This is a genomic window from Blautia sp. HCP3S3_B11 (genome assembly GCF_052064435.1).
Classification (GTDB): domain Bacteria; phylum Bacillota; class Clostridia; order Lachnospirales; family Lachnospiraceae; genus Blautia_A.
This window is the reverse complement of the sequence record NZ_JBQHVP010000001.1, coordinates 104918-119900: the sequence shown is the minus strand read 5'-3', so window position 1 is coordinate 119900 and position 14983 is coordinate 104918. Positions and strand designations below refer to the sequence as shown.

General features: G+C 42.4%; 12 protein-coding genes and 1 other annotated feature. Of the genes, 9 read left to right on the top strand and 3 right to left on the bottom strand.

Features of this window, described 5'->3' with window-relative positions; genetic code table 11:
• Window positions 1-30 precede the first annotated feature (30 nt).
• Window positions 31-1122 (bottom strand): pyridoxal phosphate-dependent aminotransferase, encoded by a 1092-nt coding sequence (locus ACTNC0_RS00550; protein WP_441085883.1) that lies wholly within the window; start codon window positions 1120-1122, stop codon window positions 31-33.
• Window positions 1123-1369: 247 nt separating this feature from the next.
• Window positions 1370-1621 (top strand) — a binding site (T-box leader).
• Between the two features lie 266 nt (window positions 1622-1887).
• Between ACTNC0_RS00550 and ACTNC0_RS00545 the strand changes: the two genes are divergently transcribed.
• From ACTNC0_RS00545 to ACTNC0_RS00535, 3 genes are read left to right on the top strand one after another with little or no spacing between them, the layout of a single operon-like run.
• Window positions 1888-2910, top strand: a complete 1023-nt coding sequence (locus tag ACTNC0_RS00545) for an ABC transporter substrate-binding protein (protein ID WP_441085882.1) — start codon at window positions 1888-1890, stop codon at window positions 2908-2910.
• A gap of 12 nt (window positions 2911-2922) precedes the next feature.
• Complete coding sequence (locus tag ACTNC0_RS00540; RefSeq protein ID WP_441085881.1) at window positions 2923-3849, top strand: ABC transporter permease; 927 nt, start codon at window positions 2923-2925, stop codon at window positions 3847-3849.
• A gap of 3 nt (window positions 3850-3852) precedes the next feature.
• Window positions 3853-4647, top strand: a complete 795-nt coding sequence (locus tag ACTNC0_RS00535; protein WP_441085880.1) for an ABC transporter ATP-binding protein — start codon at window positions 3853-3855, stop codon at window positions 4645-4647.
• 102 nt (window positions 4648-4749) lie between these two features.
• Here the strand turns inward: ACTNC0_RS00535 and ACTNC0_RS00530 are convergent, their stop codons facing one another.
• Both ACTNC0_RS00530 and ACTNC0_RS00525 read right to left on the bottom strand, forming a co-directional pair.
• Complete coding sequence (locus ACTNC0_RS00530) at window positions 4750-5538, bottom strand: hypothetical protein (RefSeq protein WP_441085879.1); 789 nt, start codon at window positions 5536-5538, stop codon at window positions 4750-4752.
• A 76-nt stretch (window positions 5539-5614) separates the two neighbouring features.
• Window positions 5615-6982: a tRNA(Met) cytidine acetate ligase gene (locus ACTNC0_RS00525; protein WP_441085878.1), complete on the bottom strand. Its 1368-nt coding sequence runs from the start codon at window positions 6980-6982 to the stop codon at window positions 5615-5617.
• Between the two features lie 251 nt (window positions 6983-7233).
• Here ACTNC0_RS00525 and pta point away from each other — a divergent pair, with 251 nt between their 5' ends.
• The 6 genes from pta to ACTNC0_RS00495 all read left to right on the top strand — a co-directional run bounded on the left by pta (window position 7234) and on the right by ACTNC0_RS00495 (window position 14918).
• The gene (gene pta / locus ACTNC0_RS00520) at window positions 7234-8244 is read left to right on the top strand and encodes a phosphate acetyltransferase (protein ID WP_019161337.1); all 1011 of its coding nucleotides are present in this window, start codon (window positions 7234-7236) and stop codon (window positions 8242-8244) included.
• A gap of 234 nt (window positions 8245-8478) precedes the next feature.
• Entirely contained in the window at window positions 8479-9669 is a 1191-nt protein-coding gene (locus ACTNC0_RS00515) for an acetate/propionate family kinase (protein ID WP_118610325.1), read from the top strand.
• 315 nt (window positions 9670-9984) lie between these two features.
• Window positions 9985-10512 (top strand): YceD family protein, encoded by a 528-nt coding sequence (locus ACTNC0_RS00510; RefSeq protein ID WP_441085877.1) that lies wholly within the window; start codon window positions 9985-9987, stop codon window positions 10510-10512.
• Between the two features lie 4 nt (window positions 10513-10516).
• Window positions 10517-10699 carry a 50S ribosomal protein L32 gene (gene rpmF / locus ACTNC0_RS00505; RefSeq protein ID WP_008704709.1) on the top strand — a complete coding sequence of 61 codons (183 nt, stop codon included), beginning with the start codon at window positions 10517-10519 and terminating at the stop codon, window positions 10697-10699.
• 232 nt (window positions 10700-10931) lie between these two features.
• Window positions 10932-12287, top strand: a complete 1356-nt coding sequence (locus ACTNC0_RS00500; RefSeq protein ID WP_441085876.1) for an MATE family efflux transporter — start codon at window positions 10932-10934, stop codon at window positions 12285-12287.
• A gap of 282 nt (window positions 12288-12569) precedes the next feature.
• Window positions 12570-14918, top strand: coding sequence for a hypothetical protein (locus ACTNC0_RS00495; RefSeq protein ID WP_441085875.1), 2349 nt, complete (start codon window positions 12570-12572; stop codon window positions 14916-14918).
• Window positions 14919-14983 lie beyond the last annotated feature (65 nt).

The window sequence follows — 14983 nt, the reverse complement described above, 5'->3', positions numbered from 1 at the left end:
GTTGGTGTGAGTGGGGCAATATTGGATGATTTATAATGATTTTAATATATGGAGGAGCTTGGTGTTGTCTTCGGGTGTCATGATGCAGAAGCGGATGTATTCGCCGTCGAGGCATTCGAAGGAGGAACAGTCGCGGATCATGAGGCTTTGACGGATGCAGGCGTCGAAGACGTCGTAGGAGGTCAGGGCTGGTTTCTGGATTTTCAGGAGGATGAAGTTTGCATAGGCGGGGTAGGTTTTGTATGTTGGAATCTGGCTCAGGGCGTGAAGGAGACGGTCACGTTCAGAGAGGATCAGAGTCCGGGTCTGGCTGATGTATTCCTGGTCTTTGAGCATGAGTTCACCGGCGAGAGCTCCGAGGCTGTTGAGGGACCATGGGACTTGTTTTTCTTTCATTTTTTTGAGAAATTCGAGGTTTCCGGTGATTCCGTAGCCGAGGCGCATTCCCGGGGCAGCGTAGAATTTGGATACGCCGCGAAGTACTATGAGGTTGGTGAATTCCCTGGTGAGGGTTACAGCAGTGATTGCCTGGATGTCGGGGGCGAATTCCACGTAGGTTTCGTCGATCATTACGAAGATGTTTTTCTCGGCACAGAATGCGAGAAGTTTTCGTAAATTTTCTGTGGAAATGGCGGAAGAGGTTGGATTGTTTGGGTTGCAGATGATGAGGAAGTCGTATTTTCCATTCAGAGTCTGGCAGAAGTCATCTATATCCAGGATAAAGTTATCCTCCTCGCGAAGGTGGTAGTATTCCTGGGTGCTTCCGGAGAAGGAAAGTTCTCTGGAATATTCGGAGTAGGTAGGCCCGAGGATTAGAGTGTGTTTCGGATTTCTTTCCTGGATTAGAAGAGCAATCAGCTCGCTGGATCCGTTTCCGGGAAGGATGAATTCGGCGGGGACGTTGCAGTAGTCTGAGATTGTATTGCGAAGAGAAGTGTAGTCTCTGTCCGGGTAAGAGGACAGGATGTCCAGGTGGCTGGCGAGCTGTTTTTTCACATTCTCAGAAAGCCCCAGTGGATTTACATTAGCTCCGAATTTTACAATATTTTCCTGTTTGAGGTGGTAAACCTCGCATATTTTTTCAATATCACTTCCGTGAAAAACCATTTTAGTAGTTGACATATAATATTCCTCGTTTCTGTATGAAGTTATCCCTGTTTGTTTTTAGCAGTTATTCTTTATCTGATATATTATCACAAGCTCTTACGGATAACCAGTAACTATTTACAGTTGTATTTGAGAATATGTTATTTTGCCAAGAACTCCTCGCAGGATAGTGGTGTGTGAACAGTAATCCTCGCGTCCCTATTGAAAAAAAGAAAAAATAAACCTCTTGACATATGCACGTTACCGTGGTAAAGTAAACACATCAAAACCGATGAGAAAGAAGAGTAAGCAATTATGAATCATTCCAGAGAGCGGTCACTGGTGGGAAGCCGTATGAAGCTGATTGTTGAATGGCCTTTCGAGGGCGGTCCGAAATCTTAATAAGCGTGAGAGTAGGCGCCGACGGGAACCGAACCCGTTATAAATCAGGAGTGTATGTTTGTACATGAGAAAGTGGACGATTCGTCAATTTGAGTGGTACCGCGATAATAAGATTCTTATTACCGTCTCAAGCAGGAGATAGCTTGTGGCGGATTTTTTATATATAAAGAAACCTTATTAAGATTTCTGCTATTATATATAAAAGCCCGACAGATAAAAAATGACAGGGCAGGAATTCTTTTTGATCTGAGTGGTTCTTCAGAGTAATTGACACATCCGGGAAAAGGAATCCGGGGAGTTCTTTCTCACAGACAGTAACAAGGGGTTGGCAAATATCCCTGAGACTATGGCAGTCAAAAATGAACTGCTAAATAAGATGTAGAGAGAGGAAAAAAGACTATGAAAAAAAGAGTATTAGCAATCGCAGCAACAGCAATGGCAACTATGATGATGGCATCACCGGTTATGGCACAGGATTTCAAAATCGGTATCTGCAACTATGTAGATGACGCTTCCTTAAATCAGATTGTAGATAATATCCAGTCCCGTCTGAAAGAAATCGGCGAGGACAAAGATGTTACTTTTGATGTATCCTATGATAACTGTAATGCAGATGCCAACGTTATGGAACAGATCATTTCTGATTTTCAGGCTGATAATGTAGATTTAATGGTAGGTGTTGCGACACCTGTAGCAATGCGTATGCAGTCCGCAACAGAAGGAACAGGTACACCGGTTGTATTCTCCGCAGTATCTGATCCGGTAGGCAGTGGACTTGTAGAAGATTTAGATGCCCCTGGGGCAAATATCACAGGTACAAGCGATTATCTGGATACAACATCAATTATGAAACTGATTCAGGCAGTAAACCCTGATGTAAAGAAAATCGGTCTTTTGTATGATATCGGACAGGATTCTTCTACAACAGCAATTCAGGAAGCAAAGGATTATCTGGATAAAGAAGGAATCGAATATGTAGAGCGTACCGGTACTACAACAGATGAAGTACAGCTCGCGGCTGATGCACTGGTAGCAGATGGTGTGGATGCAGTATTTACCCCGACTGACAATACAATTATGACAGCAGAGCTTTCTATCTATGAGAAATTCATTGATGCAGGTATCCCGCAGTACACAGGAGCTGATTCTTTTGCATTAAATGGCGCATTTGTCGGATATGGTGTTGATTACGCAAACCTTGGGCAGAAGACAGCAGATATGATCGCAGATATCCTTATGAACGATGCAGATCCTGCAACAACTCCTGTAGAGACATTTGATAATGGTACAGCAACTATTAACACAGAAACCTGCGAGGGACTTGGACTTGATTTAGAAACAATCAAGAAAGATTTCGAGCCACTGTGCACACAGGTAAATGAAACCGTTACAGCAGAGAGCTTTGATGAAGTAGAGGAGTAGGAGGAAATCATCGTGACTATTGCGACTATACTCTCTCTTGGAGAGACCGCACTGAAACTTGGTCTGATCTGTTCACTGACAGTTCTTGCTTTGTTTCTCAGTTATTCTATGCTGAATGTCTGTGACCTTTCCACTGATGGCTGCTTTACTCTGGGAGCAGCTGTTGGAGCGGCAGTGGCAGTCAGCGGACATCCTTTTTTATCAATTTTTGCAGCTATGGCTGCAGGCGTGTGCTCGGGATTTGTGACGGCTATACTTCAGACGAAGCTTGGCGTTGACAGTCTTCTGGCCGGAATTATCGTAAATACAGGTTTGTATTCTGTGAATATTGCAGTGATGGGAGGTTCTTCTCTGATCAATATGAACAGAACAGATACTGTGTTTTCCATGATGAAAGAGGCGCTGAAAAATACACCACTGAAAGGGAGAGGAGATATTGTAGTTGCTTTTATCGCAGTAGCCATAGTGGTTGTCTTTCTTGTATTTTTCCTTAGAACAAGACTTGGTCTGGCAATCAGGGCAACCGGAAATAATGCAGATATGGTTAAATCTTCCTCTATTAACCCGGTATTTACTACAATCGTAGGCCTTTGTGTGGCAAACTCATTTACAGCACTTTCCGGATGTCTTCTGTCTCAGTCACAGAAATCTGTAGACATTAATATTGGACAGGGAATGGTTACAATCGCACTTGCCTCTCTGCTGATTGGTGGCACGATTCTTGGCAGAGGTGGTATTTTTGTAAGAGCGGTCGGTATGGTGCTTGGTTCATTTATCTTCCGTCTGGTATATACGATTGCTCTGAGATTTAATATGCCGGCATTTATGCTGAAACTGGTATCTTCTGTGATTGTTGTACTGGCTATCTCAGGTCCGTATCTGAAGAAACAGTGGCCGCAGATTAAGAGAAGAATGACTCACAGGAAGGGAGTACAGTGATTTATGCTGAAGATTGAACATATTTCCAAGACTTTTAATCCGGGTACGGTAAACGAGAAACAGGCCATCAGAGATTTGTCCCTGAATTTGGAGAAAGGTGATTTTGCAACGATCATCGGTTCTAACGGAGCAGGAAAATCAACGCTTTTTAACGCAATCTGCGGAGATTTCCTTACAGATTCCGGAGTGATCATGCTGGATGGACAGGATATTACTTTTATGTCACAGCATGTGCGTGCAAAGGCGATCGGACGTCTGTATCAGGATCCGATGCGAGGAACAGCGCCGGGAATGACGATAGAAGAGAATCTGGCGCTTGCGGCAGGGAAAGGCGGATGGCTTTCCCATGTGTCCAGGCAGGAGAAAGAACGATTCCATGAAGAACTGAAACTTCTGGATATCGGACTTGAGAAGCGTATGACTCAGCCGGTAGGACTTCTCTCCGGTGGACAGAGACAGGCGCTGACACTTTTGATGGCAACTATGAATCCACCGAAATTGTTGTTACTGGATGAGCATACAGCAGCCCTTGACCCGGGAACAGCAGAGAAAGTATTGAATCTTACGAAGAGAATCGTGGAGGAACATCAGCTGACTTGTCTGATGATCACTCACAATATGCAGTCTGCGCTGGATCTTGGAAACCGTATCCTGATGATGGATTCCGGAAATATTGTGCTGGATATTCACGAAGAAGAGAAGAAGGGTCTGACGGTAGAAGGACTTCTCGAGAAATTTAAGACAGGTGCCGGAAAGATGCTGGATAATGACCGCATTCTTCTTTCTGGTGAGAAATAATGATATCAATTGAGCAGGAGGCTAATCAACTAACGATTAGTCTCCTGTTCGGTTATGAGCAAGTAGCAAAGCGAAGTGCGCCAGTTTCGGTAGCTGTGGATTTTACTGATCTTTGGAAGAATGTTCTTCTTCCTGCTTGCTGCGTACCTGCGGGATCAGAGAAGCTGCCAGCTTTCCTTTTCCGCGGTTTCGCAGATACAGAATACCGATGATAGAAAATACTACTGCACCGATAAAGTTTACGATCAGATCTTTCATGGTATCAACAATACCAATATCAAGATAGCCTCCCAGATCCCAGGTCTCACCGTTAACGACCAGGGACTGAACATCTACATGGATGGGAACGTTTGCACCGGTAGGATTCAGCTTCACAGAGTTGATGGCCGGTACGATCCAGTCCTTCTGCATATCCATTCCAAAAAACCAGTCCATGCTGAATTCAAAGAATTCCCACATAACACCAACAGTCATTGAAAAACAGAATGCAAAAAAAGCTACAAAATACGGTGACATTTTAATGGAACACCTGTCACTGCGGTTAAAAAGATCGATTAGTGAAAATCCGATGGCAGCCATCAGAAAACCGTTAGTAGTATGTAAAATGGTATCCCAGATAGGAATTTTTACATAAAAGGCATTGATTTCGCCAAGAATTTCTGCTGAAAAGATAAAAATCAGAATGACTGTCTCCAGTCCTGGTGGTATTGTGACGCTCAGTTTTCTGTCCAGAAACTGTGGAACCATAAAAAGGATCAATGTTAAGATTCCCAGAAACATATTGTGGTAATTTCCCAGGAAAAACTGACGTACAACGGATAAGATTACCAGGGCAGTAAGTACCATCTGAATCTTTGTTCTATTCTTTTTTAAACCTGAATTACCTTTCACTTTTCTTTTTCCTCCTTCTTTATTTTTATATCCTCACAACGATTATTTTACCATAGATGTATTTAAACAACAAGAATTATAGGATAATAATCTGTTTCTGGGACTCGTGACAGAATTTTCTGCCGGTTTTCAGACACAGAAGTTTTTCATATAAATTGGAAGAAAAAACAGTTTCAGATAAAATCTGATTTCCTTCACTGTCCAAAAGATTTTGTGCGTCCGCAAGCTTGGTGATAAGAGGAATTCGGCTGTGCTGCTTGATCTGGCTTAGCAGCTCACTGCTTTCCCTGCAAAAACCAAGAACCCGGGCAAAGGGAATCTGTGTTGGCACAGTGTGGATATTTAATATAATATGAAGCAATGCCCTCTGTATCCTTGTCTGAGTCAGCTCTCTGGTTTTTAAAACAGCAACAGACTGTGAGAAGGACAGCAGAAGGTTCTGCTGATTTATGATTCTTCGTGCAAGATCCTCAGAAACATCCATATAGGAAGAAAGGCTTTCTGCATTTTCCTTCATAAGGCAGTAAGAAAGAATAGAGTCCAGAGAATTTTCTGTGAGAAATTCACCGGAGTCCAGCGCCTTTTTGAAAACGTAAAAAGCATCTGACGGAATCTGGGATGACAGTATATTGACAATTTTGTTATCCGAATTCCTGCCTGGATTATTTATGTCTGAGATTGCCTCTGAATGGCTGCTTCCCGGATCTTGAATAAGACTGCGTATAGCAGTTGCAGATGCAAAAAAATCTGTGGATGACTGTAAATCAGGGGAGGGGATTGCTGAATCTCCTTCAGGGACAGTGGTTTCATGATACCCCATTCCTTCCCTGCGGAGGGTGACAGGGCGGATCCGGCTGTTCAGGCGGAGAAGTGCCTTACAGTATTCGATTCCCAGAATATTATTGGGAGTGCTTAGAATCTGTGTCACTTCATTTAATAGAGGAGTAAGGACTCCGTCAAAATCGTCACCGCTGAAGTTGCGTGGATTCTTAAAATATTCTGTCAGCGCCTGGCTTCTGGCAGCGGGAAAAGTCAGGCCTTCGCTTAAAAAGCTTTTCAGCAGCTTCTTATATTCTCCCGGTTCTTCTACAAGGATCTCAGCCAGTTCTTTCAGTGCGCTGATCTCCCCTGACTCACTTCCAAAACAGAGCATATCAACAACACCAAGGCTGTCCAACAGGGAAACACCGCCCATTGCAAAGGCTTCCGCACTTGCCGTAGAGACAGATACCGGCATTTCAAGCACAAGGTCAGCACCGCACCGCAGAGCCATTTCTGTACGTGCGTGTTTGGAGATGAGAGCAGGGGTGCCGCGCTGCACGTAATCTCCACTCATGGCAACGATAACATAATCTGCCTTTAACTTTTCCTTTACATACCGGATCTGATATTCATGTCCTTTGTGAAAAGGATTATATTCTGCGATAATTCCTGCTGTTTTCATAAATTTACACAGATGCTCCTTTCTGAAATTCTGTAGAGTTCTCTTTTTTAACCATATTGCATCTTAAAAAAAACTTTTTTATGTCATATTCTACCATTCAGATGCTTGAAATACAAGGCTTCAGGAGTTATAATGAAAACAGCGCAGAAAACAAATTACAGTTCACGGAATATATCCGGTGAATGGTAATGATATCTGGTACACAGACATTGTGATATCAGAACTGCTATATGAAAGGAGCCATTTTAATCATGGGATTTATTGACACACTCAAAGAGAGAGCAAAAGCAAACGTAAAAACAATCGTACTTCCGGAGACAGAAGATAAGAGAACTCTGGCAGCTACAGAGAAAATTTTAAAAGAAGGAATTGCAAAGGTTATCCTTGTTGGTAACGAAGAAGCTGTTAAAAAGAGTGCAGCTGAAGACGGATATGACATTTCCGGCGCACAGATCGTAGATCCTGCTACATCAGAGAAAACACAGGGATACATTGACAAGTTAGTAGAATTAAGACAGAAAAAAGGCATGACACCGGATCAGGCTAAAGAGATTCTTCTTAACCAGTATCTGTACTATGGTGTAATGATGGTAAAAATGGGCGATGCAGACGGTATGGTATCCGGTGCATGTCACTCTACAGCTGATACATTAAGACCATGTCTTCAGATTCTGAAGACAAAACCAGGTACAAAACTTGTATCCGCATTCTTCTTAATGGTAGTTCCGAACTGCGAATATGGCGCAAACGGCGCATTTGTATTTGCTGATTCCGGTCTGAACCAGAATCCGACTTCAGAAGAGCTTGCAGCAATCGCAGCATCTTCTGCAGAATCCTTCGAACTTCTTGTTCAGGAGAAACCAATCGTTGCAATGCTTTCACATTCCACTAAAGGCAGTGCAAAACATGCTGACGTAGACAAAGTTGTAGAAGCTACAAAGATCGCAAAAGAGCAGAATCCGGAACTTGCACTTGACGGAGAATTCCAGCTTGACGCAGCTATCGTTCCAAGCGTAGGTGCATCCAAAGCTCCTGGAAGCGAAGTTGCAGGTAAAGCTAACGTACTTGTATTCCCAGACCTTGATGCAGGTAACATCGGATACAAACTTGTACAGCGTCTTGCAAAAGCAGAAGCTTATGGACCTGTAACACAGGGTATCGCTAAACCTGTAAACGACCTGTCCCGCGGATGCTCTGCAGACGATATCGTTGGTGTAGTAGCTATCACAGCAGTACAGTGCCAGGCTGACGACAACAAATAAGATTTCAGTCATACAGTAATGCGGACTGAGAATTATTTTATCGACTACATAATGTTAAAGGCATCGGAGGAGATATTTCTGATTCTGATGCCTTTGATATCATTACTCATATTTCCCTGGAAATGATGAGAATATTAATATTATAATATGAAAGGAAAAGCTGACAGAAATATTCGAAGACTTGTGTCAGGATTATGGACAGTATTCGAAATTTGTTGCCGGCAGAATATGAAAATGAACGTATTAGTAATCAACTGTGGAAGTTCATCCCTTAAATATCAGCTGATCAACTCTGATTCAGAAGCAGTTCTTGCAAAAGGTCTCTGCGAGAGAATCGGTATCGACGGAAGATTAGTATATCAGAAAACAGGCTGTGACAAAGAAATCACAGAAGCTGCAATGCCTACACATAAAGAAGCAATCCAGATGGTACTGGATGCCCTCACAAATGACAAAACAGGTGCAATCGGAAGCCTGAAAGAAGTAAACGCTGTTGGACATCGTGTTGTACATGGCGGTGAGAAATTTGCCAAATCTGTAGTGATCACAGACGAAGTAATCGCAGCAGTAGAAGAGTGCAATGACCTTGCACCACTTCATAACCCTGCAAACCTGATCGGTATCCGTGTATGCTCCGAACTTATGCCAGGTGTACCTCAGGTAGCAGTATTTGATACAGCTTTCCATCAGACAATGCCTGCAAAAGCATATCTCTATGGTCTTCCAATCGAATATTACAAGAACTACAAAGTAAGAAGATATGGCTTCCACGGAACATCCCACAGCTTCGTTTCCAAACGTGCTGTTGAATTCCTTGGTCTTGACAAAGACAACTCCAAAGTTATCGTCTGCCACCTTGGAAACGGTTCTTCCATCAGTGCTGTAGTAAACGGACAGTGTGTAGACACAACAATGGGTCTTACTCCACTTGAAGGTGTTGTTATGGGAACACGTTCCGGTAACATCGACCCGGCTATCATGGAATTCATCGCTAAGAAAGAAAACCTTGATATCGCAGGTATGATGAACGTTCTTAATAAGAAATCCGGTCTTCTTGGATTATCCGGCGGATTATCCAGTGACTTCCGTGACCTGAACGATGCAGCTCAGAGCGGAAACGAAGATGCAGCTAACGCAATCGACGTTCTCTGCTATGGTATCGCTAAATTCGTTGGCGGATATGTTGCAGCTATGAATGGTGTAGATGCGATCGTATTTACAGCAGGTATCGGTGAGAATGCTATTCCTGTACGTGAGAAAGTTGTAAGCTATCTTGGATACCTCGGAGTTACACTTGACAAAGAAGCTAACGGTGTTCGTGGAGAAGAAATCGTAATTTCCACACCGGATTCCAAAGTTAAAGTTGCTGTAATTCCTACAAACGAAGAGCTTGCAATCTGCAGAGAGACTGTAGCACTGGTTTAATCAGATCAGGCAAGTTTCTTGCTTTCAGATGACTGCGTTTCGCATATCTTAGGATGTAGCGGTGTGTAGAAAGATCAGGCAATAAAGTGCCTGTAATGTGTCCGGACGAGAGAAATATAGATCGTATAAAACTATATTTATATAGAAGAGAAGGGTGTATCCTGTCAGGGGCACCCTTCTTTGCACCTTGCGGTGTTTTTAAGAAAATATCCCGTAAAGGAATATTACTTGACAAAATGTGAAATTTTTCTAATTTATCGTTGACAAAAGCAAAGACGGTATGTATAATAAAACAAGTGTGGATAGGAGAAAAGTATGCAGATACATTTATCAGATATTTCATCCAGTGAGGGAATGCGTATTCAGAAAACAGTAGAGTTTGGAATGGATACGATCACCTTTCAGTCAGGAAGTTTTCCGGTGCTTGCAAAAGAGCCGGTAGAGCTTACTATTACGAATTCAGGTGACAGAAATCTTGAGATTAAAGGAACAGGTAAGATTACCGTAGGTATTCCCTGTGACAGATGTCTTGAGGAGGTTTCAACAGAGATTCCTTTAGAAATCGAGCGAAAACTTGATATGAAGCTTACGGATGAAGACCGTGTGAATGATCTGGACGAGAGTTCTTATCTCACAGGTATGGACCTGGATGTGGACCAGCTGGTCTATCTTGAGGTACTGATGAGCTGGCCTTTGAAGGTTTTATGTAGAGAAGACTGCAAAGGAATCTGTAGCCAGTGCGGGAAAAACCTCAATGACGGTCCTTGTGGATGCGTCGAGGAACCTAAGGATCCCCGTATGGCAGCTATCAGTGATATATTTAGTAAATTTAAGGAGGTGTAACATAATGTCCATCTGTCCGAAGAATAAATCTTCCAAAGCAAGACGTGATAAGAGAAGAGCAAACTGGAAAATGAGCGCTCCGAACCTTGTAAAATGCAGCAAATGTGGCGAACTGATGATGCCGCACAGAGTATGCAAAGCTTGCGGAAGCTACAACAAAAAGGAAATCATTAAAGTTGAAGACTAATTCTTAATGATTACAAAGCATGGCAGGTTGTCCCATCTACTGGGGTGCCTGCTTTTTTGTATGTGAAAATTTGTCGGTACACTATAGCAGTTGCTTAATATTCGCTGTAGTAGTATCAAATAGGGATTAAAAATTGTTTTTAACTGAATGAGGTAAGTCCCCTGCTTCAATTGCGAAGAACAATAAGCAGTGGGTGGGGACTATAAAATAAAATGGATGAGGAATAAAGGAAATGAATGAAAAGGAGAAGGTAAACCAGATCACGGAAGGTGTGATCTGGAAACAGCTGCTGTTATTTTTCTTTCCTATTGTATTTGGAACGTTTTTTCAGCAGATCTATAATACGGCAGATACGATCGTTGTGGGAAGATTTGTAGGTAAACAGGCACTTGCGGCAGTAGGTGGTTCGGCCAGTCAGATTGCCAATTTGATCGTAGGCTTTTTTGTTGGATTGTCCTCGGGGGCTGCGGTTGTAATCTCCCAGTTTTATGGGGCGAAAGATAAGAAGGATCTAAGCAAGGCATTACATACGGCGTTTGCATTTTCACTTGCAGCAGGTGTGGTTCTTACAATTGTAGGAATCTTTTTTGCCAGACCGGCGTTGTTACTCATGAAGACACCGGCGGATGTGGTAGATGATTCTGCTATTTATCTTCAGATATATTTTGGAGGGATCATTTTCAACCTGATCTACAATATGGGAGCTTCGATCCTGCGTGCGGTGGGAGATTCCAAAAGACCATTGTATGTTCTGATCGTGACATGTATTTTAAACATTGTGTTAGACTTGTTTTTTGTTGTGGTATTTCACATGGGAATTGTCGGAGTGGCAGTTGCGACAGTTACTTCCCAGGTGATCAGTGCGCTGATCGTAACAGGAATGTTATTAAAGACCAGGGAAATCTATGTACTGAAAATCAGCCAGATTCGGTTTGACAAGAGGATGCTGTTATCGGTACTTTGCATCGGCATTCCGGCTGGGCTGGAATCTGTAATGTATAATATATCGAATATTGTGATACAGGTATTTGTAAATAATCTCGGAACAGATACAGTGGCAGCCTGGGGAACACTGGGAAAAATCGATGCTATATTCTGGATGGTGATTAATGCGTTTGCGATTTCCATTACTACCTTTGTAGGGCAGAACTTCGGGGCAGGCAAATATCACAGAATGCGAAAGAGTGTAAGTGTCTGTATGATCATGAGTATGGTAAGTTCGGCAGTGATGATCCTGCTGATGTATGGAGGTGCGCCATGGATTTACCGCTTATTTACGACAGACAGTGCAGTAATTACTCATGGTGTGCATATGAGCCGTTTTTTACTGCCATCCTATTTTGTTTATGTAATCATTGGAATTCTTTCCGGCGCACTACGTGGAACCGGAAAAGTTCTGGTGCCAATGATCCTTACATGCGGCGGGGTATGTTCCCTGCGAATCTTCTGGCTCTTTACAGCAGGACAGATGTATCCTGGAATTAACACAATCATGCTCAGCTATCCGGTTTCATGGAGTATTACAGCGGTCTTATTCATTATATATTATTTTATGAAATTCCCGGGAAAAAAAGAAAAAGTAGAATAAAGATATAAACAGTAACTCATTTTTCATGAAAAAATGCGATTTATCCTATGTCTGTTGCTAAAAGTTCTCAGATAGGGTAATCTGAAGATATACATGAAAAATAAGTTGCTGTTTTTATATTATTGGAAATTATACTCCATAATGTTCCTGTGATATGAAAAGGCCTCCGGGCTGGATTGTACTGCAGCGGAGAGAATTATATCGTTAAAGAGAACCAATGCAGGCGGAGAATCCTGCAAGCAGGATTCTTTTTGGTTATGCGTGAATGAAAAGGGCGTTATTATGGTGACAGAGAAGAAAACAAAAAAAGAAAAAGGCGTAATTGTATTAGCAGTGGTGGCTTTTTGTGCGCTGGGGCTCTGTCTGTTAAAAAGTCCGACAGAGATTTGGGCACAGCCGATTACTGTTCATGATGTGATCGAGCCCAGGGATATCCCTGCAGTGGCTATTGAATTGAATAAGGACAGTGATGAGATCGTTGAGAAATTGGCAGAGGTATCCTATACGGTTTATACGGATACGGAGACATTGCATATTCCGGTAGTCTGGAATGTTTCTTCTGTAAATATGAAACTGTCTGGCGTTTATACAATAAAAGGTGTGCTGAAACTGCCGGAGGAATATGATCTGGGTGGGATTTCGAGTCCGCAGGTACAGACAACAGTTTCTGTCCAGTATCCGGATAAACCAGATATCAATACCTGTTACAGGCTGACTGCCGCCGGTTTATATATTTTCCCATGGATACAGCAGGAAAATCCGGATTCTATGGAAGCATATCTGAAAAAAGACAACGGACAGTGGCTGAATCTGACAGAAGAAGGCTTTGCTTTTTGTGATGAGGAGGGTCTGTATGTTTCCAACCAGAGTATGACTGCCGGAAATACATATTCTATACTGGTGACATATGACAATGGTGAAAAGCAGACTGGCACTTTGCGTTTTCGGTATCGTAAGGATGGAAGTCTGAATATTTACAGTTATCAATATAGCCAGATTGGAGATATCCAGAAACCTGGAAATTGTATTCGGTCTTACGATACCAGAGATGAGAAATACTTAAGCAGATGTGCCGCATATGCTGTAAAAACGGGCGCAAATCTGAAAAAAATAAAGGAGGAACTGACAGAGGATATAAAACTTCGTGTCAGTACAGCTCAAAAGTTTGAAAATACAGCAGAGAATCCGGAGATCATGCTGGAGTCATCGTGGGATGTAAGTCGGGTAAATACTTCAAAGCCAGGGGTATATAAACTGACGGGAACTTTCGTGATTCCTCAGGGGTATGAGCTGTCAGATGATCTGACACTTCCTGAGGCATGTGCATATATTTCAGTGCAGAAAAAAGGAACTCCACAGATTGACACTTACAGTATGCCTGTGGTAGATATGATTGAATTTCCTATGTTAATGGACGGATTTTCAAAAGCAGATCTTCAGAATATGCAGGTTTATATTCGTGAAAACAAAGGAAGCTATCAGAAAGCAGATAAAGAACTTGCGGAGATCACGTTCCAGGGAGTGCTGCTCTACTGCCGGGAAGTGTTAAAGAAGGGAAATACTTATGATATTTGTGTTGTCCATGAAAAGGGCAGCACTGGAATCTATTCTTTTTCCTACAATGATGAATTTATTGTAAATGAATACTGGCATGAGAGAAATTTTTCGGAGAGAGATGAGAAGAACCTTCCGGATATTGTGCAGAAAGCGCCGGAAATAAAACTTACAATAACTCCTGTTCCTGATGGGGCAGAAACTGACAATTCCCATAATCAGGAATCAGAAGAAGCAGGTTATGAAAATGGATCTTATAATTATAATTCTGCAAATGCTGGTAATGGACAGGATAACAGGAATACAGGCAATAAAGAATCAGGAACGAAGGTGACAGCAGAAACTGATACGACCAACGATTCAGTGACAGAACTGAGCACAGACGCGATCACTGCTGTCAGCGGACGTAGATTACTTTTAATGATACAGCAGAATGGCAGTGCAAAATTCGAAAAGCAGGGGATTTCTGTCACGGTTTCTTCGGAAACGGTAAATGCATGGAAGGTAAATGAAAATGATGAGGTGCAGGTTCGCATTGAAAAAACAGCAGAGTCGGCATTTTCTCTGAGAATTTTTGTCAGAGGAGAGGAAGTGACGGAGATTCCGGGGACTGTAGTGAAGATACCAATCTCAGTGTTAAAAGGAATTCAGTCGCCTGAAACGGTGATCATTGAAGATAAGCGGGGAAATCAGTATGCAAAGAGCTATCAGGAGGAACAGAAGGTTCTCCAGGTGACACTTGATAAAACCGGAGATTATTTTATTACAGATGGACAGTCATCAAACAGCGTCCAGGAAAATCAAGGAGAGGCAGGAGCAGATCAGACGGGATTTTCGGTGAAAGATTCTGAGACAGAAGTGGCAGTAACAGACGAAATTATGCAGGAAGATGGAGAGGTTCTTTCTGACATGAATGATACCGGTGCAGTTCAGGAATCAGAAGAATCAGAACACAGGGAAAGTTTGTTGACAGGGAAAGATTTGAAACAATCTGTAAAAATTTCTCTGGGCTTGATAATAGCAGGAGCGGTGTTTCTGACTGGATTTTTGATTCTGAGAAAAAAACACAGGAAGTAAAAAAGGTAACAACTCAATAACACATGGGCGGATAAAAAACTGTCCCGCCAGCGTAATGGAGCAAA

What these genes read in the sequence shown, in the direction of transcription:
- ACTNC0_RS00550 (WP_441085883.1), bottom strand. Translation starts at nt 1,122, where the DNA reads ATGTCAACTACTAAAATGGTTTTTCACGGAAGTGATATTGAAAAAATA.
- ACTNC0_RS00510 (WP_441085877.1), top strand. Translation starts at nt 9,985, where the DNA reads ATGCAGATACATTTATCAGATATTTCATCCAGTGAGGGAATGCGTATT.
- ACTNC0_RS00545 (WP_441085882.1), top strand. Translation starts at nt 1,888, where the DNA reads ATGAAAAAAAGAGTATTAGCAATCGCAGCAACAGCAATGGCAACTATG.
- ACTNC0_RS00495 (WP_441085875.1), top strand. Translation starts at nt 12,570, where the DNA reads ATGGTGACAGAGAAGAAAACAAAAAAAGAAAAAGGCGTAATTGTATTA.
- rpmF (WP_008704709.1), top strand. Translation starts at nt 10,517, where the DNA reads ATGTCCATCTGTCCGAAGAATAAATCTTCCAAAGCAAGACGTGATAAG.
- ACTNC0_RS00535 (WP_441085880.1), top strand. Translation starts at nt 3,853, where the DNA reads ATGCTGAAGATTGAACATATTTCCAAGACTTTTAATCCGGGTACGGTA.
- pta (WP_019161337.1), top strand. Translation starts at nt 7,234, where the DNA reads ATGGGATTTATTGACACACTCAAAGAGAGAGCAAAAGCAAACGTAAAA.
- ACTNC0_RS00525 (WP_441085878.1), bottom strand. Translation starts at nt 6,982, where the DNA reads ATGAAAACAGCAGGAATTATCGCAGAATATAATCCTTTTCACAAAGGA.
- ACTNC0_RS00515 (WP_118610325.1), top strand. Translation starts at nt 8,479, where the DNA reads ATGAACGTATTAGTAATCAACTGTGGAAGTTCATCCCTTAAATATCAG.
- ACTNC0_RS00500 (WP_441085876.1), top strand. Translation starts at nt 10,932, where the DNA reads ATGAATGAAAAGGAGAAGGTAAACCAGATCACGGAAGGTGTGATCTGG.